Here is a 22,444-nt window from a genome sequence, read left to right on the forward strand (position 1 = left end):
GCTCGTAGGACCTGATAATCCATCGGAAACAAGGACTTGATCCACCGCGGTACTGCAGATAGGTGATGGGGAATACCCACAGAGTTACCCACCGAATATTGTGGACAATGGTGCACCAGTGTTGACGGCGCCTTGTCACGCACATCTGCGGGAAATTGCGGTACCGGCCGTCTGGATTCTTGACACTGCCGACGAAAATCGGTTAAATGGCGGGTTCTGCGATGCGGCAGGGGATCACGTATGCGCATCGCCGGGTCTGGCCCGTACCGCTACATGTAAAGAATGTGCGGCATCGGTCAAGCGGCCTTGATCCCCGCCAGCGCCTTTGTCCATTACGGCCAAGGCCAGCGGCGGCCGGCAGCAAGACAGAACCAGAATCGTCGGCATGGCCGTGGCAACCTCGTCGTAAACCGAGCGTCTGCGTTGCGGCAGCCCCATGCGAACCATACGCGGCGGCCAAGGCGCCCCGGCATCGGCCGGCGCCCGGAAAGCCCGGATCAACCAGAGAGTGCAACATGAAACGTACCTACCAACCTTCCGTTACCCGCCGCAAGCGTACCCATGGTTTCCGCGTGCGCATGAAGACCCGCGGCGGCCGTGCCGTGATCAACGCTCGTCGCGCCAAGGGCCGCAAGCGCCTGGCAATCTGAGGGCCGGGCGACCGGCCCGTGCGGCAGGCAGCGTGACGGTTCGCCGTGACGCTACACCGCCGTGCGGACCAGCGCCTCGCACTCAGGATGGCCAAGATCGCCGCCGCCGAAGCCCGGCTTGCCGCAAGCTTTGACCAGCGTGTCCGACCATGCCTTTCCCAAAGCCGCAAGGCTCACAAAGACGGATGAGTTTTCATCCGTTTTTGCTTTGCGGCCCCGGCGTCGCAGTACGCACTTCGTGCTGTACGTGCGTGCCAACGGCCAGCCGCAGGCGCGGCTGGGCATTGTCGTGGGCAAGAAGTTCGCACCACGCGCGGCCGAGCGCAATCTCGTGAAGCGCATGGTGCGGGAACTGTTTCGAAGCCGGCAGGCCCAATTCGCGGGCCGCGATATCCTGTTGCGGTTGCAGGCAAAGTTTCCGCGTGCGGACTTTGCCAGCCGGGCCGCGATAAGGCGCGCCTGCCATGCCGAAATCGGCAGCCTGCTGGATGTGGCCACCAAGCCACTGCCACCCGCCCCGCCCGCTCCATCCGGCGAGCCGCTGGTGCCAGCCGCGCCAGCCTGACCCAAGATCATGAAGCGAATCCTGCTTGCCCTGCTGCGTATCTACAAGATCGCCCTGAGTCCGTACCTGGGCTCGCAGTGCCGCTTCTCGCCAACGTGTTCCGACTATGCCCGCGACGCCATCATCAGTCATGGCCCGGCGCGAGGCACGTGGATGACCGCGTGCAGGCTCTGCCGCTGTCATCCTTTCGCAAAGGGCGGGTATGATCCCGTGCCCGAGCCTGTAGTCAACGGGACTGCCAGCGCAGTGCCTCCCGAAGCCACCGCGTCCGGCCGCCCGTCCATCACGGTCCGGCTCCCCAGACCCTGATTCCCCCAGACCATAGCGAGACATGGATATCAAACGCACCATCCTGTGGGTCATCTTCTCGATGTCCCTCGTGCTGCTCTACGACAACTGGCAGCGCGCCAACGGCCACGCGTCGATGTTCTTCCCGAGCGCCAACACGCAGCAGCAGGCCACTCCGGCCGGTGGCGCAAGCGGCGCCGCGGCCCAGGGTGACGTGCCCAAGGCCAACGGGACGACCGCCTCGGCGCCTGGCGCCGTGCCGTCGGCACCGCAGGCGGCCGCACAGCCCGCCGGCGAGAAGGTCATCGTCACGACCGACGAAGTCCGCGCCGAGATCGATACCGCTGGCGGCATCGTGTCGCGCCTGGAACTGCTCAACGAGCACGAAAAGGACGGCAAGCCGGTGGTGCTGTTCGAACGTGATGCGCAGCGCACCTATCTGGCGCGTTCGGGCCTGATCGGCGGCGACCTGCCGAACCACACCACGGTGTTCACGGCCGCGCCGGGCGCGCGTACGCTGACGCCTGGCCAGGACAAGCTGGACGTCGTGCTGACCGCCGAGAAGAACGGCGTGAAGTTCGTGAAGACCTTTACGTTCCGCAAGGGCAGCTACGTGGTCGACGCGCGCTTCGACGTGACGAATGCCGGCACCGCGCCGGTGTCGCCGACGCTGTACCTGGAGCTCGCCCGTGACGGCAGCAAGGTGGAGCAGTCGCAGTTCTACAGCACGTTCACCGGCCCGGCCATCTACACCAACGCCGACAAGTACCACAAGCTCAGCTTCGAGGACATCGCCAAGGGCAAGGCCTCGGTACCGGCTGCCACCGACAACGGCTGGGTGGCGATGGTGCAGCACTACTTCGCCTCGGCCTGGATTCCGCAGAACGGCAAGCAGCACAGCTTCTACGCCGAGCAGATCGATCCGAACCTGTACCGCGTGGGTATCCAGCAACCGCTGGGCCAACTGGCCCCGGGCGCCACGGTGAGCACCGATGCACGCCTGTTCGCCGGTCCGCAGGAAGAGCGCATGCTCGAGCAGATCACGCCGGGCCTGGAACTGGTGAAGGACTATGGCTGGCTGACCATCCTGGCCAAGCCGCTGTTCTGGCTGCTGGAAAAGCTGCACGGCTTCCTGAACAACTGGGGCTGGTCGATCATCGCGCTGACCGTGCTGATCAAGCTGGTGTTCTTCCCGCTGTCGGCTGCCAGCTACAAGTCGATGGGCAAGATGAAGGACCTGCAGCCTCGCATGACGGCCATGCGCGAGCGCTACAAGGGCGACCCGCAGAAGATGAACCAGGAGATGATGGCGCTGTACCGCACCGAGAAGGTCAATCCGCTGGGTGGCTGCCTGCCCATCGTGATCCAGATCCCGGTGTTCATCGCGCTGTACTGGGTGCTGCTGTCGTCGGTGGAAATGCGCGGTGCACCGTGGCTGGGCTGGATCCATGACCTGTCGGTACCGGATCCGTTCTACATCCTGCCGATCGTGATGGCCGTGTCGATGTTCGTGCAGACCAAGCTGAACCCGACCCCGCCGGACCCCGTGCAGGCCAAGGTCATGATGATCATGCCGCTGGTGTTCTCGTTCATGTTCTTCTTCTTCCCGGCCGGCCTCGTGCTGTACTGGGTTGTGAACAACATCCTGTCGATCGCCCAGCAGTGGCAGATCAACCGCATGCTCGGCAAGGGCAAGGCGGCTGCGGTGGCCAAGAGCTGACCAGCCTGCTGCAAACCCGATCCGCGAAAGACCCGGCCACGTGCCGGGTTTTTTGTTTTTGGCGCCATGCGGCGTATGCTTCGAGGCTTGAGTCTTATATAAGACTTGAATTCGCCAACAAGAGGAAAGGGAGCAGCGTCATGACCTGGTCGGCCAGCCAATACGTGCAGTTCGAGGATGAACGGACCCGCCCGGTGCGGGATCTGGTCGGGGCCATCCCCACCGCAACGGCCACGCGCGTGGTCGATATCGGCTGCGGCCCGGGTAATTCCACCGAGGTGCTGGCGGCCCGCTATGCCGGCGCCGAAGTCACGGGCCTGGACAGCGACGCCGACATGATTGCGGCCGCCCGCAAGCGGCTGCCGGACCTGCGCTTCGACACCGCCGACGTATCAAAGTGGTCGCAGGCGACCGACGCCGGCACCTGGGACGTGATGCTGGCCAACGCCGTGTTCCAGTGGGTGCCCGATCATGCGCGGCTGTTTCCGTCGCTGATCCAGAAATTGACGCCCGGCGGCAGCCTGGCCGTGCAGATGCCGGACAACCTCAACGAGCCGCCGCATCTGCTGATGCGGGAAACCGCGCTGAATGGCCCGTGGTCGGCCAAGCTGACCGCCGCCGCCGATGCCCGCACGGCGCTGGCGTCGGAGCGCTGGTACTACGAACTGCTGAAGCCCCACTGCTCGCGCATCGATATCTGGCGCACGATCTACCAGCATCCGCTGAAGGGCGGCCCGGCCGCCGTGGTCGAATGGTTCAAGGGCAGTGGGCTGCGGCCATTCCTGGCGCCACTTGATGAGGCCGAGAAGGCCGCCTATCTGCAGCAGTACGAAGCGGCGCTGGCCAAGGTCTTTCCGGCGATGGCCGATGGCACCGTACTGCTGCCGTTCCCGCGCGTGTTCATCGTGGCCACCCGGTAACCGACCGGCCGGCGACGGCGCCCACGTGCGCCATCGCCTACACTAGACGGACGCTGCGCAGTTACTCTCTTTCCACTCAGAGATACCGCCAATGAGCCGTCAGCCCGTGCTGCACCGGAAGATGCGCCCCGCCGCCGCGTTCGTCGCGCTGGGCCGGACGGGGCTGCGCGCGGTGCACGATCGGCTGGACGCACTGCAGCAGCGCGACGAGGTGGAAGACGTGCACGAACTGCGCGTGGCGGTGCGGCACCTGCGCGCGGTGGCCTGGGCATTCGGGCCAGTGCTGCCAAATCCCGTGAAATCGCGCTGGAAACAGGCCCTGCACGATGTGGCCGATGCCGCTGGCGCCGTGCGCGACTGGGACGTCTTCATCGCCGAAACACTTGCACCTGCACTGGCGGAACAGCCCGAGGAGGAAGTCCTGATGGCGCTGATCGAAACCGCCCAGGCCAGGCGCACCCGTGCCCACGCCGAGATGATGACAAGATTGTCACGCTACCGGCAGGCGCCACTGCCTACGCTGAACCGTGACCTGCAGCACCTTGCCGCCCATTCGTCCAAGGGCAGGCTGGAGACCTTTGCCCCGCGCCGCATCCGCAAGGCTCGCGGCAAGGTCCGCGCGCTGGCGGACATCGCGCGCGATGGGCAGACCGACCACGTGCACAAGCTGCGCATCGGCAACAAGCGGCTGCGCTACGCGATCGAGGCGCTGTCCGACGTGCTGCCGGGCCGCTACCGCAAGCGCCTGCGCAAGAAGCTGGTGGCGCGGCAGACCGAGCTTGGCGCCATCATCGACGGCGCCGTGGCCCGCCGGCTCATGTGCGAGTGCCTGTCGGTCGAACCCACGAATTCAGAACCCACAGATTGAGATTCGGTTCATCCCGCCTCACGGAGCGATCTGCGACAATGCCGCACATGACAGCAACCCAGCTTCCCATTGCCGCCATCGCCACCGCGCCCGGACGTGGCGGCATCGGCGTCGTGCGTGTGTCGGGCCCCGACGTCGGCAGCGTCATGCGCGCCGTCTGCGGCCGCGCGCTGCAGCCCCGGCACGCCACCTACCTGCCGTTCCTCGATGCCAACGGCAAGGTCATCGACCACGGCCTGGCCCTGTACTTCCCGGCGCCCAATTCGTACACCGGCGAGGAAGTGCTCGAACTGCAGGGCCATGGCGGCCCGGTGGTCATGCAGATGCTGCTGTCGCGCTGCCTGCAGGCCGGCAAGGACATCGGCCTGCGCCTGGCCGAGCCCGGCGAATTCACGCGCCGCGCCTTCCTGAACGACAAGCTGGACCTGGCCCAGGCCGAGGCCGTCGCCGACCTGATCGAAGCCAGCACCGAAGCGGCCGCACGCTCCGCCGCGCGATCGATGGAAGGCGAGTTCTCGCGCGCCATCCACGCGCTGGTGGAGCAGGTCATCCACCTGCGCATGCTGGTGGAAGCCACGCTCGATTTTCCCGAGGAAGAAATCGACTTCCTGGAAGCCTCCGACGCGCGCGGCCAGCTGACCCGCATCCGCGAGAACCTGGCCGGCGTGCTGAAGCAGGCGCGGCAGGGCTCGCTGCTGCGCGAGGGGCTGTCGGTGGTGCTGGCTGGCCAGCCGAACGTCGGCAAGTCGTCGCTGCTCAATGCGCTGGCCGGCGCGGAACTGGCCATCGTCACGCCGATTGCCGGCACCACGCGCGACCGGGTACGTGAAACCATCCAGATCGATGGCATCCCGCTGCATATCATCGACACTGCCGGCCTGCGCGACGACGCTGCCGACGAAGTGGAGCGCATCGGCATCGAGCGCACGTGGGACGCGATTCGCCGCGCCGACATCGTGCTGCACCTGATCGACGCGGCCGACTACCTGGAGCACGGCATCTCTGAAGCCGACGATCACATCGACGATCGCCTGAGCGGCCAGTTGCCGCCGGGGTCGCCGATCGTGCGCGTGGTCAACAAGATCGACGTCGCGCCCTCGGCCGGCGAGATGGGCTTCGGCGGCAACCGCCCGCACGTGGTGGCGGCCAACGGCCCCAATCCGACCGAGATCTGGATCTCCGCGCGCACCGGCGCCGGCATCGACCTGATGCGCCGCGAGCTGCTGCGCCTGATCGGCTGGCAATCGGGCAACGAAGGTACGTTCCTGGCCCGCGAACGGCATCTCACCGCACTGCGCAGCGCGCAGTCGCACCTCGATTGCGCGGTGGAACGCGCCGAGCAGAACGCCCAGGCGCTTGACCTGTTCGCCGAGGAACTGCGGCTCGCCCAAGATCACCTGAACAGCATCACCGGCGAGTTCACCAGCGACGATCTGCTGGGAACGATCTTCACGCGGTTCTGCATCGGCAAGTGAGGTGAGCGCGGAACGGTCGTCCCATGCGCACGGCGGCCGGCCGCTTTCGCCGGGCGAATTGCACCTGGCCCGCTCGGTCTTTGCCGACACCATCGACTACGCGCGGGTCCGCATCCACCACCGCAACTTCGTGTTCTGGCAGGGCGCGAACTACATCATCACGCCGAACGGACACATCTACCTGGGCCGCAACCTGCGCCAGCTCACCGATTTCTCCGCGACGAACCTGGCCCTGCAGGGCCTGTTCATCCACGAGATGGCGCACGTCTGGCAGTACCAGCGCGGTGTGAACGTGCTGCTGCGCGGCGCGGCCGAGCAGGCCAGGCACTTCCTGGGGTTCAACCAGTACCGCTACCGGCTGCAGGCCGGCAAGCCGCTGACGGCCTACAAGCTCGAACAGCAGGGCGACATTCTGCGCGACTTCTTCCTGGCGGCGCATGGCCAGCGTACGCCGTACGGCACGGCCGACTACATTGCCGCGCTGGGCGGGCAGGGCAACACGATCGTGTGATGCGCGCAAGGCGCGCCGGGCGAGGAAATCCTCAATGCCGGCGCGTTGACTTGAACGTCGTTGTGGCGGACCATCGGCCACAACGCAAACCGGAGCACATCATGCCGCGCGTATCGAAAGCGGAAGCGGAAAAGAACCGCGCAGTCATCGAGCAGGTATCGTCGCGACTGTTTCGCGAGCAGGGCTTGCACGGCATCAGCGTGGCCGACCTGATGGGTGCCGCCGGCCTCACGCATGGCGGCTTCTACGGCCACTTCGAATCGAAGGACGCGCTGGCGGCCATCGCCTGCACACGTGCGTTCGAGGAGTCCGAGGCACGCTGGCGCAAGCGCGTTGCCGATGCGCCCGACCACGCCGCTGCGCTGGAGTCGCTGATCGATGGCTACCTGTCGGCACGCAACCGCAACAATCCCGGTACCGGGTGCCCGGTGGCAGCGCTGGCCACCGACGTGGCGCGCGAGACCGATGACAAGCCAGTGCGCGGCGCGTTCCAGGACGGGCTGGAAGCACTGCTCGACATCCTGGTCGATGTGCAGCCCGATGCCGACGCGGAGACTCGCCGCAGCCACGCCCTGGCGCAGATGGCCACGCTGGCCGGCGCATTGATGCTGTCGCGGGCCACGCAGGGCACGCCGATGTCCAACGAGATCCTGGCCGCCACGCGCTCCTTCCTGCTGCCGGAAAGCTGACGCGCCGGGTGACCTGGCCGCAGGCGCGCTACACTGGCGGACTTCGTAGTCCTGTAGCCCGCCCCACGATGTTGAGCCGTACCAGACAAACCCTTATCGCCGTCGTTGCCATCATTGTCCTTGGCCTGCTTTGGTTCGTTGGCAATGACAAGCACGAGACCGTGCCGGCAAATCCCGTGACCGTGGCCGACGAGCCCGCCAGCGTGCCGCGCGGCATCCCGCGCAACGGCACGCTCGATCCGATCAGCATCGACCCGAACCGCCCTGCAGACCCGTTGCCGCAGTACCAGGCCGACGGGCTGGCCGACGACTACCGTGGCGACGCCGCGGCGGCCGACGACCGGTATCGCGGCCGCTACTTCATCGTGGAAGGCGTGGCCAGCGGCGTGCGCCGCGACGCCGACACCCTTGTGCTGGAAATCCGCACCGACAATCCCGGCGAGGTGGTCCGTGCCGGGCTGCTGCGCCAGCAAATCTGCGGCCCGGCCGGGCGCACCTGCGAAGCCGAGGCACGCGCCACCATGGTCCGACGCGGCCAGAAGGTGGCCGTCGAGTGCACGGGCGCGGGCCAGGGCGACGGCGGCATGCCGATGCTGGCCGACTGCCTGATCCGTGGCGGCGCCAACTAAGGCTTCCCAACCAAGCCTTCGATGCACAGGTAATTCGTACATCACTTCGGTGGTTTGCGCCGATTTGCGACCATTCGCGACGATTTACGGCATCCATCCCCCGCTGTTCCACGCATTGACTTGCCGCCCGCACGCCTACATTACGCAGGCATGCTGCCGGCAATGCGTCCCCGAACCGCCTCTCGACTCCGAGACGGGTCCGGACGGCCGGCGCCCTCGCCGACGCGCATCCAGGATCCAAGATGAAGAGAGCAACAATTGCCGCCACGCTGGCCTTGCTGGCCACGGGCTGTTCCACCTACCAGAGCGTGACGCCGGTCGACCGTGCGGACCAGGTTGACCCGATTGCCGGCTACCAGAACGGTGCCTACGGCGGCCCGGCCCAGTTCCGCGTCGATGGCAATCGCGTGGTGGGTGCCGATGGCGCGCTGTTCTGCGTAATCACGAACCAGGTCAACGGCAATGCCTTCGTCGACGACTTCACCAATGCGCTGCGTGCCCGCAACTTCGAAGTGAAGCTGCTGCCGCCGTATGCATCGGTGGCATCGTGCCCGATGACGGCCACCTACGTGGGCCAGCGCCAGACCTACATCACGCCGTTCCTGGTATCGGCCGACATCACGGTGTTCCGCAATGGCGAGCGCGTGGGCAAGGCCGTATTCAACGCCAACCGCAGCGCGGGCGGCATCAACCTGAGCCACCTGATTCCGCCTGGCAACAAGATCGAGGAGCTGGTGGACCGTCTGTTCCCGGGCCTGAAGCCGCAGCCCGCCCCGGCACAGGCATCGCCCGCTCCGGCAGCGGCGCCTGGACAGGCACCGGCGGCGGCACCCGCGGCCTGAGCGGCCACGGTGCCACACCGGCTGGTCAGGCCAGCCGGAACACTTCCACCGCCTGGCGCAGCTCCTGCGCCTGGTGATGCAGGCTCTCGGCGGCCGCGGCCGCCTCTTCCACCAGCGCGGCGTTCTGCTGCGTGACCGAATCCATCTCGGCCACCGCGCCACTGACCTGCGCCAGCCCCTGCGACTGCTCGCGCGACGCCACGCTGATATCGCCCATCAGCGCAGCAATACCTTCCACGCGCCGCACCACGTCGTCGATGGCGGTACCGGCCTGCTGCACGGCCTCGTTGCCGCTCTTCAGGTCGGCCACGGTGCGTTCGATCAGCTGCTTGATCTCGCCCGCCGCATTGGCGCTGCGTTGCGCCAGGCTGCGCACTTCGCCCGCCACCACGGCAAAGCCGCGTCCGTGCTCGCCCGCGCGCGCCGCTTCCACGGCGGCATTGAGCGCCAGGATGTTGGTCTGGAACGCGATACCGTCGATCATGCCGATGATGTCCACCACCTGCTGCGCATTGCGATGGATGTCGGACATGGTGCCCACCACGCGTGCCACCGTGCTGCCGCCCGCGCGTGCCGCTTCGGCTGCGCTGCCCACGGCCGCATTGGCGTCGTGCGCGTTGTCGGCGTTCTGCTTCACCGTGACGCTCAGTTCCTCGATGCTGGCCACCGTGCGCTCCAGGCTGCCCGCCTGCGACGCCGTGCGTGACGACAGGTCGGCATTGCCGCTGGCAATCTGGCTGGTGCTACCGGCAATGGCACCCACGCTGCCGCGTACCTTGTCGACGATGCCCGACAAACCCTCTCCCACGCCGTCGATGGCCCGCATCAGTTCGCCGATCTCGTCATTGCGGACGGAATCCAGCCGCGCGGTCAGGTCGCCCGATGCCAGGCGCTCGGCCGCGTCGGCAGCCTGCGCCACCGGCTGGCTGACCATACGGCGCAGCAACCACCAGAACGCCGCGGACACTGCCAGCGCGGCCAGCAGGCCGCCGGCCAGGAAGCGGTTGCGGCTGGCCACGAGTTCATCGCGCAGCGACGCCATCGGCACCGTGCCGGCGATCAGCCACTGCCATTCGGAATAGGTCACGTACGCGGTCAGACGCTCCGTCGGCGCGGCATTGCCGACGGCCACGGTATGCACCATGTCACCATCCTTGGCGGCGATCATGTCGCGCACCCACGGCTTGCCGTCGGCGTCCTTGGCATCGATCTGGACCGTGCCTTCCGCACCCGAGCGGTCCACCATGACCTTGCCCTGGTCGGCGCCCGGCTTGGCGTCGATCACCATGAAATGGCCATCGTCGCCAATCGTCTTGCGGCGGATGCGGTTCTTCAGCGCAGCCAGTTCGGCCTCGACGTTCACGCCCACGTACAGCGCACCGACGATCTTGCCACCCGCGTCGCGCACCGGCTCGTACTTGCTCATGTAGGGCTTGCCGAACAGCCACGCCAGCGACCGGTATGACTTGCCCGAGGCCACAGCCGCATAGGCCGGGCTGGCGCGGTCCAGCAGCGTGCCCACCGCACGCTGTCCGTCCTGCTTCTTGAGCGACGTGGTCACGCGGATGTAATCGTCACCGGTGCGTGCGAACACCGTGGCCACCACGCCGCCGGTATTGGCAAAGAACTTGTCCGGCACCTCGAAGCCGTTGTTCAGCACGAGATCGCCGCTACGGAAGGTGGGCGTGGCCTTGCCGGCCACTTCGACGATCTGGCTGGGGTCTACCGCGTACGGGCCGGGCAGCACGGCGGCAAAGCTCAGCAGAAAGCGGTCGGCTTCCTGCAGCATGGTGTCGTCGAGCTGGGCCACCATCTCGCGCAGGGTCTGGCTTTCGGCGCCGATGGCGTCGCGTGCCTGCGACTCGAGCTGGTGCATGCTGCTGGCGGACAACGCCAGCGAAAAGGCGCCAAAGGCTACGAGCTGGACGGCCAGCACGATCAGCGCGATGCGCGTGCCGATGCTCCAGCCGCCGGCCAGCGCGCGCACGCGGCCCGCCGCAGCCTGCTGGGGCAGGGTAAGGGAGTAAGAAGAAGACAAGGGGCGCTCCGTGGATAACGCCATGCGCCGTCATGACGCATGGGCGACGTCTGCTCTGACGGCAGATCGTCACAACGGGGTTATCGGATGACGAGACAATGCCCTTGAATTCAGGAAATGCTTAATCTAGCCGCCGACGACATATATCACGGCGTGACAGGAAAAACGGGCACCGGCGCGGCCTCTTCGGGGAGCCGCTTTGCCAGTTCATACCGCTGAAAACCCCTCTGCAACCAGTTTCAATACTTGTGCGTTACGCGTCGACCTGGCCCAGCCGCACCACGGTCACGCCGGGCCGCAACTGGCGCAGCGACGGCATCACCAGCACGCAGTTCGGATACGGCGTGCGCACGGCCTCGCCATCGCGCCAGCCGATGACGGTGCCGGCGTCGGCAAACGTCTCCAGCCCCGTGTACGGGCCGGCAAAGCGGAAGTCCATGCTGCTGGCCACCACGGGCTCGGTCACGCGTACCACGCGCTGCGGTGCGGGGTTGGGCAGCAGCCAGCCGGATGGCAGGTCGGCCTCAACGATCACACCGGCATTCAGCAAAAAGCGCGCGGTGCTGTCGCGCGCCACGTCCACGGCCGAACGCTCCCAGTGCTGGCCGCATTCGATCAGCAACGCGTTGCGCGGGCTGGCGGCGTCGCCAAAGCCAGCGTAGTCGCGCATGCGGCGGCCTTCGGGATGGCCTTCGTCGACGATGATGTCGGCGGGTGCTCCCACGGCGCGGGATAGCGCGATGCCCTTGTCGAGCGGCCCCGACACGATCAGCGGCCGGCTTTTCTCATGCATCGAGTGCAGGTCGAGCAGCAGGTCCACCGTGTCGATGACCGGACGCATGGCGCGCGCCCGGCGCAGTTCGGAGGAATCGCGGGACGCGTCGTCCAGCACCGCGGCGGTCCAGACGCGGTTGAAGTCCTGGTCGACAAAGCGTGAGGCATCCGGCTTTGCGGCGTCGAACCTCGCGTAGGCGTCGACGTTAGCAAAGGCCAGCGTCAGCCGGCCACGGCGGGGCCGCAGTCCATGGTCCAGCAATCCGGCCACCGTGATCGCGCCGCAAACTTCGTTGCCGTGCGTCAGTGCATTGATCATCACATGCGGCCCGGACAGGCCGCTGTCGAACGTGTGGACGTAGGCGATGCCCGTGTTGCCGTCGGCATAGGGGCGGATATCGGGAAACTCGACTTCGACCGGGTAGGTGTCGAAGGACGGGGGGCTTTGCGTCATCTGTACTTCCTCTGTGCGTTCCTGGCTTATTCGCGGATATCGGCGGCCTGCACGATCGTGCGGTACTTGGCCGTCTCGCGCTTCACGAAGCTGCCGAACTGCGCCGGATTGGCGGGCTGCACCTCGACACCGGCCTCGGCCAGCTTCTTGCGTACGTCCGGCATGGCCAGTACGGCCTGCATTTCAGTATTCAGCCGATCGATAATTGGCTTAGCCGTAGCACTAGGCGCCATCAATCCGAACCATACTCCCATGTCCACGCCCTTCAGCGCCGGGGTCTCGGCCAGGGCCGGCACGTTCGGCGCCACGGCGGCGCGCTTGGACTCGGTCACGCCATAAGCGCGCACGCGGCCAGCCTGGATATGCGGCAGGGCCGACGACAGCACCATCACCGCCAGGTCGATCTGGCCGCCCAGCAGGTCGGTGGCCATGGCCGAGGCGCCCTTGTACGGCACGTGCGTGATGTTGACCTTCCCCTGCTGCTTGATCAGTTCACCGGCCAGGTTCAGCGGCGTACCCACGCCCGACGACGCATACGACAGCGTGCCCGGCTTGGCGCGCGCCAGCGCGATCAGCTCGCCGGCGTCCTTGGCCGGCAGTTGCAGCTTGCCCACCAGCACCATCGGCTGGGTGCCGACGAAGGTAATTGGCGCCAGGTCCTTCTCGCCGTCGTAACGCACGGCCTGATTGGTCAGGCGCGCAATCGACACCTCGCTGCCCGAACCCATCAGCAGTGTGTAGCCATCGGCCTCGGCCTTGACCACCTTCTGCGCACCGATGGTGCCGCCGGCGCCGCCCAGGTTCTCGATCACCACGCTCTGGCCCAGGCGCTTGCCGAGTTCGGGCGCCACGGTGCGTGCCACCAGGTCGACGCTGCCGCCGGCCGTGTAGCCCACCACCAGCGTGATCGGCTTGGTCGGATAGCCGCCGGCCGCGAAGGCACTGGCGGTGGCGAATGCACAACTGGCAACGGTGGTGGCGGCAAGCACGCGCAGCAGGGTCTTCATGATTTCTCCGGGCAGATTCTGTGAATGTGTTTTCCGGCGATGGTAGAGAGCGCGCACGGATACGGCATGCGGCTTTGGCAACGGCGGTTGCCGTTTCGGCAATGGGCCGAGATGGTGCACGGCAGTGCACCCTGGCGTGCGCCGCGCTAGGTGGAGGCCGCGCCCCAGAACGCCTCGGCCAGCGGACGCATCGACGCGCGCGGCCGATACAGCCGGATATCGAGCCCGAGGTCGGCCGTATCGCCGCCCTGCAGGTCGGCGCGCACCAGCCGCCCCGTGTGCAGGTCGTCGGCAATCAGCCGCGCGGGCAGCCACGCCAGGCCCATCTTCTGGCGCACCATCTCGTGCACCGATTCCGCGAAGTCGCTGATGGCGATGACGTCGAGCTGGCTGGCCAGCTTGCGACGCGCAATCTCCTGGTTGACCATGCGGCCCATGGTCAGCGTCTCGGCGTAGGCAATCATCGGCACCGGTGCCGGGCGCGCGCCGCTCTTGGGCGGCTGCAGCCGGAACTCGGGCCCGCCGCGCGCGGTGGCCGCCGACACGCAGACCAGCCGCTCCACGCCCACCGCGTGGAACTGGTAGTTCGTGTCGTCGAGCATCACGGGCAGGTCGTGCGGGCTGTAGCAGAGCAGGAAGTCGGCGTCGCCCTCGGTGAACATTTCCAGCGCGTCGTGCGTGGAGTGCGTGGACAGCCGCGTGCGGAATCCCGCGCCCACCGGATCGTCGCGCAACGCGTGGCGCAGGCCGGCCAGCCACGCCGGCACCATGGATCGCGCCAGCGTCTTGCCGGTGGCGATGGTGATGGTGCTGGCGTCCGCTCGATGCGCGGCGCGCAGCGCGACACGCGTTTCCTCCAGCGTGCGCAGCGCGGTCTGCGCAGCCTCCAGGAACTGCCGTCCCTCGTGGGTGAGCCGCACGGGAAACACGCTGCGGTCGATCAGCGGCGCGCCGGCCCAGACTTCCAGCGCCTGCATGCGACGCCCGAACGCTGGCGGCGTGACATTGCGCAGCTCGGCGGCACGCGCGAGACTGCCGGCCTGCGCCAGGCAGACGAAATCTTCGAGCCAACGGATATGCATGGGGACGCCGGAAAGTGTTGGCGCATTGTAACGTCGGCCGCCTCGGTTAGAATTTTCGCCATGCCATCCTCCAAGCGCGGCGCCAGCCCGTCACCCTCCGCCACCGCCGCGCCCGATGCCACCTCGCCGGGCCGCGCTGCCTATCCCGAATTCACGATCGACGAACTGGCGCGCGCGGCCGACACCACGGTGCGAAACATCCGCTCGTACCAGGATCGCGGCCTGATCGATCCGCCCGAGCGGCGCGGTCGCGTGGGCATTTACACGCAGACGCACCTGGGCCGGCTGCGGCTGATCCACCATCTGCTGGCGCGCGGCTATACGCTCGCCAACATCATGGAGCTGCTCAAGGCCATCGTCGAAGGCCACGACCTGCGCTCGATCCTGGGGTTGGAAACCGCGATCAGCAGCCCGTGGAACAGCGAGGCGCCACGCCACTATTCGTACCTGGCACTGGCGAGGCTGTTCGGTCGCGCGATCTCGCGGCCGGCGCTGGCCAGGGCCATCGCGCTGGGCCTGCTGGAACCGGATGGCTTTGGCTATGTGGCGCGCAGCCCGCGCGCGCTGGCAGCCGGTGCCGAAATGGCGCGCGCCGGATTTCCGCTCGAAGACGTGCTCGACATCATCGACCACGCACGCGGCCACTTCCAGGCCGTATCGGATCGTATCGTCGCGATGGTGGTGCGTGAACTGGACCGCTTTGGCGAAGGGCAACTGCCGCCGCCGTCCGAAGTGCCGCGCATCGTCGATGTGCTGTGGCGCATTCGTCCGCTGGCGCTGGTGGCGCTGGAAACCGAGATGATGCGCGCGCTGGAAATCTCCGCGAACAAGTACCTGGGGGACCGCGTGGCCGCCATTCTCGAACACCTGAACGACGCGCCACACGACCAGTAAGTCAGAGCGCTACGCCGCGCCCCGGATCGACGGCGCGCGCGTGCTGGCGCCGGCCCGCACCGCCGTCTCCTCGATCTCGGCAATCAGCGGCATGATGCGCTGCAACTCCGCCCGGTTGTCCTCGTCCCACGGATGGAAGCCGGGCCGGAAATAGTCGAGCCATTCCGGAATCATCTTGCGCAGCACGCCGGGCGATCCCCACAGGAAGTTCACCACGCGTCCGAATCCGAACAGCTTGTTGCGGCACGTCTTATCGGCCATCACCAGCCGCACGTGGAACACGAACACCAGCGCCCAGAACGTCAGCGTCGTCGTGAGCATCGTGAACGTGCGCAGCAGGTAGCGGTACGGCCCCGGCTTCATCACCGTGTTCCATACGTCGTAGGCTACGGCCTTGTGCTCGGTTTCCTCCAGCGCGTGCCACGTCCACACCTGGCGATAGCCGGGCTCCGACTCGCCCATGTGGCGCGGATCGGAGAGCATGCCGCCCGCCAGCATTGCCGTGTAGTGTTCGAGCGCGATGGTGTGCGCGAGCTGCCATGACTGCGGCAGGACCTTGCGCAGCAGGTTCAGCAGCAGGGCCACCGCGTTGTCGAGCCGCGACGCGGGCAGGCCGACGTCGTCGAGCAGGCGGTTGTAGAGGATGTGCTCGCGCGTGTGCATCGCTTCCTGCCCGATAAAGCCGGCCACGGCCTGTTTCAGTTCGGGATCGGTCACGCGGTCGCGATAGTTGCGCACGCTGTCCATGAAGAAGCGCTCGCCGGCCGGAAAGAAGATCGACAGCGCGTTGATGAAGTGGGTTACGTGCTGCCCGCGCTCATGCCAGTCGCAGATGCGTTCCGGCGGAAGATGGGGGTGCACGTCGCGGCGGACAGGCATCATGATGCGAACTCCTGTTTCTGGATGTCGGGCGCCGCGCGGGCGCCGTCGAGAAAGCGCAGCAGGTCGACCGCCACGCGTTGCGGGTCTTCCTCCATCGGCACATGACCCAGGCCCGCATAGCGGTGCAGCGTCACGTCGGGCAACCGTGCCGCGAACTCGGCGGCATGCGCGGGCGGAATCCAGCGGTCGCGGTCGCCCCACAGCACCAGCGTGGGTAGGCGCACGCCGCGCAGCCGCTCGGTATCGAGCTGATCGAAATCGAGCTTGGGCACCATGCGGCCCACCGCTTCGCGGCTGCCTGCCGCGTAGAAGAAATCGACGTAGCGGCGGAACGTGGCCTCGGGCACGCGCGTCGCATCGCCATACACGTCGCGCGTGGCCGCGCGGATGATCCATTCCGGCAGCAGCCACGGCGCCGACCAGCGCACCATGGCGTGACGGAACAGGTCGATGTAGATGGGCAGCTTCATCGGAAAGCCGGCCGCGTCGATCAGCACCAGCCGGTTCACCAGCGACTGCCGGCGCGCGGCAAGGTCCCACGCAATCAGTCCACCCAGCGAATTGCCGATGAACGTGGCGCGCGACAGGTTCAGCGCGGCCAGGAAGCCGTCGATGAAGTGGCGATACACGTCGACGTCCATCGTCACGATGCGGCCACGCGCATCGCGCAGCGGGCCGGTCAGACCGAACGGCGCGAGGTCGAGCCGTATCACGCGATAGCGCTGGCGCAGCGCCGGCATCAGCCCTTCCCACGTATGCAGCGACGCGCCGAAGCCGTGAATCAGCACCAGCGGCTCGCCTTCGGGCACGCCTTCCTCGGTGTAGTGGACAAGCGCGCCCATCACCTGGATCCAGCGCGATGCCGGCAGCGCGTAGCGCATTGCCAGCCTGTCGCGCGACAGGCTGAACAGGCCCACGCGTCCCTGGCCAAACCAGCGCGTGAACGTACCGGGCGGCGCTTGCAGTGCCGCTTCGCGTGGCAGCGCGGCGCGGCTCATGCACGTTCTCCGCCGCGCGCCGGTGCAGTGGCGGTATCGGTCACCAGTTGCTTGCGCTTGCGTCGCGCCTCGCGCACCACCAGCGACTGGTACGCGGCCGGCAGCAGCCGCGCCATGGCATCGGCGGCAACGGCATCGGGGCCAACCAGCACGCGGCGCTTGTTGGCGCGCACGCCGTCCAGAATCACGCGCGCGGCCTTGTCGGCGGACGTGATGAAGAACTTCTCGAATTCCTCTCGTCCTTGCTGCGCGTCACGCACCAACAGCCCGTTCACGCTCGGTGATACGCGGCTGGCACGCGCGATGTTGGTCTTGATGCCGCCCGGGTGCACCGTGGTGGCCGACACGCCGCAGTCCATCAGGTCCAGCTCCTGCCGCAGTGCTTCGGTGAAGCCACGCACCGCGTACTTGCTGGCGTTGTACGCGCCCATGCCCGGTTGCGCGAACAGGCCGAACACGCTCGACGTGTTCACCACGTGTCCTTCGCCGCTGGCCTTCAGGTGTGGCAAGAACGCCTTGGTACCGTGCACCACGCCCCAGAAGTTGATGCCGATGATCCATTCCAGATCGTCGTAGCTCATGCCGTCGACCGTGCTCGACAACGCCACGCCGGCGTTGTTGAAGATCAGGTTCACGCGGTGGTGATCGCGCGCCACCGCATCGGCCCACGCATGCACTGCCGCGCGGTCGGACACGTCGACGTGCGCAGCGGTCGAGCGCACGCCAGGCGCGGCGCGCTGCACGTCAGACAGCGTCTGCACGAGACCCACATCGTTGCAATCGGACAGCGCCACGTGACAGCCCGCCTGCGCGAGCTGAATCGCCAGGCAGCGGCCCATGCCCGAACCCGCGCCCGTGATGGCGGCAACCTTGTCGCGAAAATCCTTCATGCTCGTCTCCTCTGGTTTTTCTGGGTGCCGGTGTGACTCACGCACTGACCGTATCGGCCGACGCGGCTTCCGCCGGTGGCGCGACGCTTGCCTGGCGCACGGGCCAGCGTTCGTAGTCGCACATGCGGAAGGTCTGCGTGGCGCGGCGGAACTGGAACGTGAAGCCGGGCCACAGCGTGGTGTTCTTGTTGTTGCGCGGATCGATGTACCAGCTCGCGCAGCCGCCTGCCGCCCAGATCGCACCGCCGAGCTTTTGCTGGATGCCGCGATTGAACGCAGCCTGCACGGGCGGACGCACGTCCACGGCCTGCACGCGTTCGCGACGCATCTGCCGCAGTGCATCGAGCACGTAGTTCACCTGCGACTCGATCATGAAGACCATCGAGCTATGGCCCAGCCCGGTGTTGGGGCCGACGATCAGGAACAAGTTTGGAAAGCCCGCCACCGTGGTGCCCAGGTACGCCTCGGCGCCATCGCGCCATGCGTCGAGCAGATCGCGTCCGTCGCGGCCGACGATTACGCCGCGCGGCAGCGGATCGGTGGCATGAAAACCGGTGCCGAGGATGATGGCGTCGGCAGGGCGGCGCTGGCCGTCGCGCAGTACCACTGCATCGGGCTCTACGTGATCGATGCCCGCGGTCACCACGTCGACATTGCTGCGTGACAGGGCAGGGTAGTAGTCGTTGGAGATCAGCACGCGCTTGCAGCCGATGGTGTAGTCAGGCGTCAGCGTCTGGCGCAACGCGGCGTCGCGCACCTGCTTCTTCAGATGGCGGCGCGCCACGCTCTCGACGGCCTTCATCAACTTGGGGTGAACCACAAAGCCGAGCACGCGCGATTCGAGCATCCAGTACAGGCCCGCGCGCATCAGCGTCTGCGTGAATGGCAGGTGGCGGAACAGCCAGCGCTCGGCGCGCGTCACGCGGCGATCGGGCTTGGGCATGATCCACGGCGGCGTGCGCTGGTAGAGATCGAGCTGTGCCACCTGCGGCGCAATCTGCGGCACGAACTGGATGGCACTGGCGCCGGTGCCGATAACCGCCACCCGCTTGCCGGCCAGCGGATAGTCATGGCGCCATTGCTGCGAATGGAACACGGTGCCGGCAAACGTATCGAGCCCTGCAATATCGGGAATCGATGGCCGGCTCAGCCCACCCATGCCCGACACCAGCACGCGAGCACGCACGCGGCGGCCATCGCGCATGCGCAGGCGCCACAACGCGGCCGGCGCATCCCATTCGGCGCGTTCGAGTTCGTGGCCCAGGCGCAGGTGCCCGCGCAGGTCGAAGCGGTCGGTGCAGTGTTCGAGGTAGCGGCGGATCTCGGGCTGCGTGGAGAACATGCGCGACCAGTCCGGATTCGGTGCGAACGAAAACGAGTACAGGTGCGATTGCACGTCGCAGGCGCAGCCGGGGTAATGGTTGTCGCGCCATGTGCCGCCGATGGCGTCGGCGCGCTCGAAGACCAGGAAGTCATCCATGCCCGCCTGCTTGAGCCGGATAGCCATGCCAAGCCCGGCAAAGCCGCTGCCGATGATGGCGATATCGCAGGCCTGCTCAGGTTCGACTGCGCGCTGCGCAAGCAGTGTCTCGGGTGCGTTCATGAGGGCGCTTTCGGTGCGGCGCCTGGACGCATCGCGGCACCCTTCGGAGGCGCTGGCGAGTCGTCGTTGACACCGTTTATTGTGACATCGAGTGATGTCATCCTAGGCACCGGTGTTGGGCCGGTCAATGTGACGGATTGAAGAATTGCTCTATTTTTGGCCCATTTCCAGCGCAGTAGGCGTCACATGAAACAGCGCGTCCGCCGACGGAAGTGCGCCGGCCATGGCAGTCGGTCGTGCGTTTGAAACCGCTGTGCCGGACCAAAATATTTTCGAAGGCTTCGGCAGAATCGCAACGCCGCCACAGAGCGGATCGCGACAGCACAAGACTCGGAGACACGATGCCCACATCTGACCTTGCCGCACCCACGCCCAACCCGTCCCGCAGGCAGTTTCTCAAGGTCGGCGCGGGGTTCTCTGCGGCCATCGCCTGCTCGGCACTGCTGCCTGGCCTGACCGGCTGCACGCCCGCCGACACGCCGCCGCAGACCGGCCTGTCATTCCTGCGGCCCGCCGACGTGGCGCTGTTTCGCGCGCTGCTGCCGGCCGTGGCCATCGACCTGCAGCAACTGGACGGCGCCGCGCGCGGCAAGCGCATCGACGCGGCCGTGAAGAACATCGACGGGACGATTGCCGCCATGGACCAGAACGGCCGCGACGAACTGCGCAAGCTGCTGGACCTGCTTTCCAGCACGCCGCTGCGCTGGGCGCTGGCCGGCGTGCGCTCATCGTGGGACCAAGCCACGCCGGAACAGGTAGGCGCCTTCCTGGCGCGTTGGCGCGCCAGCCGCTTCGCCACGCTCAATGCCGGTGGCGTGGTGCTGGTGAAGCTGGTCAGCGTGGCCTATTTCGTATTGCCTGACGCCTGGGCCGCCAGCGGCTATCCCGGTCCCAATCCCGCGATCTATCGCGCCCTGCACAGCTAGCCCGCCGCCATCATGCCAATCGACGATATCTACAGCGCCGGCATCGCGTCCGGATGGAAAGTGCTGGACGCCGCCACCTTTGCCGCATCGCGCACTCTCGACGCCGACGTCGCCATCGTGGGCAGCGGTGCGGGCGGCGGCATCGCAGCCGAGATCCTGAGCCATGCCGGTCTCAACGTGCTGCTGCTGGAAGAGGGCGGCCTGCATACGTCCGACAGCTTCCGCGACATGGACGAGGCGCGCGCCTATCGCGAGCTGTACCAGGAGGCCGCCGCGCGTGCCACATCGGATGGCGCGATCTCGATCCTGCAAGGCCGCTCGGTGGGCGGCAGCACCACGGTCAACTGGTCGTCGAGCTTTCGCACGCCGCCGCAGACGCTCGCGCACTGGGCCGCCGAACACGCGGTAACCGGGCACAGCCAGGCCGACATGGCGCCGTGGTTCGCGCAGATCGAGGCACGCCTGGGCATGGCGCCGTGGGCCATGGACGCCAATCCGAACAACGCCGTGCTGCGGCGCGGATGCCAGGCGCTGGGCTGGGAATGGCACGTGATACCGCGCAACGTGAAGGGCTGCTGGAATTCGGGCTATTGCGGGCTGGGCTGCCCGGTCAACGCCAAGCAGTCGATGCTGGTGTCGACGATTCCCAACGCGCTGGCCCATGGCGCCACGCTGGTGCATCGGCTGCGCGTGCGGTCCATCGACCACGACGGCAATCGCGTGCACGGCCTGACCGCCGAGGCGCTGGGCCACGACGGCTACACGGCCACCGGCATCGGCGTGACGGTCCGTGCCAGGTACGTCATTGCCGCGGGGGGCGCGATCAATACGCCGGCGCTGCTGCTGCGGTCCCGCGTGCCCGACCCGCACGAGCGCATCGGCCAACGCACCTTTATTCATCCGGTGAATTTAATCATCGCCGAAATGCAGGAACAAATTGATCCGTATTATGGCGCACCGCAATCAGTGGCTTCCGATCATTTCCAGTGGCGCGACGGCGCCACCGGCCCGATGGGCTACAAGCTCGAAGTGCCGCCGATGTTCCCCGGCATCAGCGCCGGCGTGTTCAACAGCTTGGGCGAAGACCTGCGGCGCCAGATGGCAGCGTTGCCCAATACCAACGCCATGCTGGCCTTGCTGCGCGACGGCTTTGTCGCCGACAGTCCCGGCGGCCGTGTAAGGATTGCAAAGGATGGCAGCCCGATCCTGGACTACGAAGTGAGCGACTACGTATGGGATGGGGTCCGCCGCGCCTACCTGAGCATGGCTGAGGCACAGTTCGCGGCGGGTGCGCGGCGCGTGCGGCCCGCCCACCTGGATGGCACGAACTACACGAGCTGGGCGCAGGCCCGCGATGGCATCGGCAGCCTGCCCTTGAAGAAATTCCGCGCGTTGCTGTTCACGGCCCATTTGATGGGCGGCTGCGCAATGAGCGATGATCCAAAGCGGGGCGTGGTGGACAGTACCGGCCGCCATCACCATCTGGCCGGCCTGTCCGTGCTCGACGGCTCGGTGTTTCCTACCAGCATCGGGGCCAATCCCCAGTTGTCAGTCTTCGCGTTGACGGCGCAAAATGCCTCGGCGTTGCAAAAGACCATCATGGCGTGATGCGAAGTTTGCCAGGCGGAATCAGGCGGAATGAGGGCTTGCAATTTAGAGTAAGTCTTCGAAAAATGGTCTTGTGAAACACTCGGAGCGCTGGATAGGCTCCCTACAACCGTTTCAAGCATCCGTATGCC

General features: G+C 66.8%; 22 protein-coding genes. 14 read left to right on the forward strand and 8 right to left on the reverse strand.

Features of this window, described 5'->3' with window-relative positions; all coding sequences use genetic code 11:
• The first annotated feature begins 515 nt into the window (after positions 1-515).
• The 11 genes from rpmH (at position 516) to MFF62_RS17030 (ending at position 9,157) form a co-directional block, all read left to right on the forward strand.
• The gene (gene rpmH, locus MFF62_RS16980) at positions 516-650 is read left to right on the forward strand and encodes a 50S ribosomal protein L34 (protein WP_008650850.1); all 135 of its coding nucleotides are present in this window, start codon (positions 516-518) and stop codon (positions 648-650) included.
• A gap of 139 nt (positions 651-789) precedes the next feature.
• On the forward strand, positions 790-1,215 hold the full coding sequence (gene rnpA / locus MFF62_RS16985) for a ribonuclease P protein component (RefSeq protein WP_238264395.1): 426 nt from the start codon (positions 790-792) through the stop codon (positions 1,213-1,215).
• A 9-nt stretch (positions 1,216-1,224) separates the two neighbouring features.
• On the forward strand, positions 1,225-1,524 hold the full coding sequence (yidD, locus tag MFF62_RS16990; RefSeq protein WP_238264283.1) for a membrane protein insertion efficiency factor YidD: 300 nt from the start codon (positions 1,225-1,227) through the stop codon (positions 1,522-1,524).
• Between the two features lie 22 nt (positions 1,525-1,546).
• A complete protein-coding gene (yidC, locus tag MFF62_RS16995; protein WP_238264284.1) occupies positions 1,547-3,223 on the forward strand; it encodes a membrane protein insertase YidC in 1,677 nt (558 codons plus the stop codon).
• Positions 3,224-3,363: 140 nt separating this feature from the next.
• A complete protein-coding gene (gene tam / locus MFF62_RS17000; protein WP_238264285.1) occupies positions 3,364-4,143 on the forward strand; it encodes a trans-aconitate 2-methyltransferase in 780 nt (259 codons plus the stop codon).
• A 91-nt stretch (positions 4,144-4,234) separates the two neighbouring features.
• Positions 4,235-5,011 carry a CHAD domain-containing protein gene (locus MFF62_RS17005; RefSeq protein WP_238264286.1) on the forward strand — a complete coding sequence of 259 codons (777 nt, stop codon included), beginning with the start codon at positions 4,235-4,237 and terminating at the stop codon, positions 5,009-5,011.
• A 47-nt stretch (positions 5,012-5,058) separates the two neighbouring features.
• Complete coding sequence (gene mnmE, locus MFF62_RS17010; RefSeq protein WP_238264287.1) at positions 5,059-6,486, forward strand: tRNA uridine-5-carboxymethylaminomethyl(34) synthesis GTPase MnmE; 1,428 nt, start codon at positions 5,059-5,061, stop codon at positions 6,484-6,486.
• Between the two features lies 1 nt (position 6,487).
• Positions 6,488-6,997 (forward strand): hypothetical protein, encoded by a 510-nt coding sequence (locus MFF62_RS17015; protein WP_238264288.1) that lies wholly within the window; start codon positions 6,488-6,490, stop codon positions 6,995-6,997.
• A 101-nt stretch (positions 6,998-7,098) separates the two neighbouring features.
• Positions 7,099-7,686, forward strand: a complete 588-nt coding sequence (locus tag MFF62_RS17020) for a TetR/AcrR family transcriptional regulator (protein WP_238264289.1) — start codon at positions 7,099-7,101, stop codon at positions 7,684-7,686.
• Between the two features lie 68 nt (positions 7,687-7,754).
• Positions 7,755-8,315, forward strand: a complete 561-nt coding sequence (locus MFF62_RS17025; RefSeq protein ID WP_238264290.1) for an OB-fold putative lipoprotein — start codon at positions 7,755-7,757, stop codon at positions 8,313-8,315.
• Positions 8,316-8,557: 242 nt separating this feature from the next.
• Entirely contained in the window at positions 8,558-9,157 is a 600-nt protein-coding gene (locus MFF62_RS17030) for an Sbal_3080 family lipoprotein (protein WP_238264291.1), read from the forward strand.
• A 25-nt stretch (positions 9,158-9,182) separates the two neighbouring features.
• Here MFF62_RS17030 and MFF62_RS17035 read toward each other — a convergent pair whose 3' ends face one another.
• From MFF62_RS17035 to MFF62_RS17050, 4 genes are all read right to left on the reverse strand, one after another.
• Complete coding sequence (locus tag MFF62_RS17035) at positions 9,183-11,195, reverse strand: methyl-accepting chemotaxis protein (protein ID WP_238264292.1); 2,013 nt, start codon at positions 11,193-11,195, stop codon at positions 9,183-9,185.
• 253 nt (positions 11,196-11,448) lie between these two features.
• Positions 11,449-12,423 (reverse strand): M14 family metallopeptidase, encoded by a 975-nt coding sequence (locus MFF62_RS17040; RefSeq protein WP_238264293.1) that lies wholly within the window; start codon positions 12,421-12,423, stop codon positions 11,449-11,451.
• Between the two features lie 26 nt (positions 12,424-12,449).
• Positions 12,450-13,430, reverse strand: a complete 981-nt coding sequence (locus MFF62_RS17045; protein ID WP_238264294.1) for a Bug family tripartite tricarboxylate transporter substrate binding protein — start codon at positions 13,428-13,430, stop codon at positions 12,450-12,452.
• A 146-nt stretch (positions 13,431-13,576) separates the two neighbouring features.
• Positions 13,577-14,512, reverse strand: coding sequence for a LysR family transcriptional regulator (locus tag MFF62_RS17050; protein WP_238264295.1), 936 nt, complete (start codon positions 14,510-14,512; stop codon positions 13,577-13,579).
• A gap of 60 nt (positions 14,513-14,572) precedes the next feature.
• Between MFF62_RS17050 and MFF62_RS17055 the strand changes: the two genes are divergently transcribed.
• Positions 14,573-15,406 carry a MerR family transcriptional regulator gene (locus MFF62_RS17055; protein ID WP_238264296.1) on the forward strand — a complete coding sequence of 278 codons (834 nt, stop codon included), beginning with the start codon at positions 14,573-14,575 and terminating at the stop codon, positions 15,404-15,406.
• A gap of 9 nt (positions 15,407-15,415) precedes the next feature.
• On the opposite strand, the gene MFF62_RS17060 is transcribed toward MFF62_RS17055, so the two are convergent.
• The 4 genes from MFF62_RS17060 to MFF62_RS17075 are packed head-to-tail and all read right to left on the reverse strand — an operon-like array spanning position 15,416 to position 19,779.
• Complete coding sequence (locus MFF62_RS17060; protein WP_238264297.1) at positions 15,416-16,288, reverse strand: metal-dependent hydrolase; 873 nt, start codon at positions 16,286-16,288, stop codon at positions 15,416-15,418.
• A complete protein-coding gene (locus MFF62_RS17065; RefSeq protein ID WP_238264298.1) occupies positions 16,285-17,286 on the reverse strand; it encodes an alpha/beta fold hydrolase in 1,002 nt (333 codons plus the stop codon). The genes MFF62_RS17060 and MFF62_RS17065 overlap by 4 nt, the downstream gene beginning before the upstream one ends.
• Positions 17,283-18,176, reverse strand: coding sequence for an SDR family NAD(P)-dependent oxidoreductase (locus tag MFF62_RS17070; RefSeq protein WP_238264299.1), 894 nt, complete (start codon positions 18,174-18,176; stop codon positions 17,283-17,285). Before MFF62_RS17070 ends, MFF62_RS17065 begins: the two co-directional genes overlap by 4 nt.
• Positions 18,177-18,213: 37 nt before the next feature.
• Positions 18,214-19,779 (reverse strand): flavin-containing monooxygenase, encoded by a 1,566-nt coding sequence (locus tag MFF62_RS17075; RefSeq protein ID WP_238264300.1) that lies wholly within the window; start codon positions 19,777-19,779, stop codon positions 18,214-18,216.
• A 341-nt stretch (positions 19,780-20,120) separates the two neighbouring features.
• Between MFF62_RS17075 and MFF62_RS17080 the strand changes: the two genes are divergently transcribed.
• The gene (locus MFF62_RS17080; RefSeq protein WP_238264301.1) at positions 20,121-20,705 is read left to right on the forward strand and encodes a hypothetical protein; all 585 of its coding nucleotides are present in this window, start codon (positions 20,121-20,123) and stop codon (positions 20,703-20,705) included.
• 12 nt (positions 20,706-20,717) lie between these two features.
• The gene (locus MFF62_RS17085; RefSeq protein WP_238264302.1) at positions 20,718-22,313 is read left to right on the forward strand and encodes a GMC family oxidoreductase; all 1,596 of its coding nucleotides are present in this window, start codon (positions 20,718-20,720) and stop codon (positions 22,311-22,313) included.
• The last annotated feature ends 131 nt before the right edge of the window (positions 22,314-22,444 follow it).

Origin of the sequence: Cupriavidus pauculus, assembly GCF_022179805.1 — a bacterium.
GTDB classification, from domain to species: Bacteria; Pseudomonadota; Gammaproteobacteria; order Burkholderiales; family Burkholderiaceae; genus Cupriavidus; species Cupriavidus pauculus_E.